1 protein-coding gene is annotated in these 421 nt (G+C 73.6%); it reads right to left on the bottom strand.

Annotated elements, in window-relative coordinates; all coding sequences use genetic code 11:
* Positions 1-421 (bottom strand): beta-ketoacyl synthase N-terminal-like domain-containing protein (locus KN815_RS34310; RefSeq protein ID WP_216345752.1); only part of this gene is annotated, 421 nt, incomplete at both ends.

The following is a 421-nucleotide window of genomic DNA, read 5'->3' as shown; positions in this document are numbered from 1 at the left end:
CCACCAGCGACGACGAACACGCCGTGTCGACGGTGACCGCCGGGCCCTCCAGGCCGAGGGCGTAGGCGACGCGGCCAGAGGCGATGGAGCCCGTGCTGCCGGAGCCGATCGCGCCCTCGCCACCGCCGTCCGGGGCCTGCTCCACGAGCGTGGCGTAGTCGTGGTACATGACGCCCGCGAACACACCGGTACGGCTGCCGCGCAGCGTGGCCGGGTCGATGCCCGCGCGCTCGAACGCCTCCCACGAGGTCTCCAGCAGCAGCCGCTGCTGCGGGTCGGTCGCCAGCGCCTCGCGCGGCGAGATTCCGAAGAAGGTGGGGTCGAAGTCGGCGGCGTCGTGGAGGAAACCGCCCTCGCGGGTGTACGAGGTGCCGGGGTGCTCCGGGTCCGGGTGGTAGAGCGCGTCCAGGTCCCAGCCACG

The sequence above is a fragment of the Streptomyces niphimycinicus genome (assembly GCF_018883605.1).
GTDB classification, from domain to species: domain Bacteria; phylum Actinomycetota; class Actinomycetes; order Streptomycetales; family Streptomycetaceae; genus Streptomyces; species Streptomyces niphimycinicus.
The sequence above is the reverse complement of the archived record's forward strand: the minus strand, read 5'-3'. Positions and strand labels throughout refer to the sequence as shown.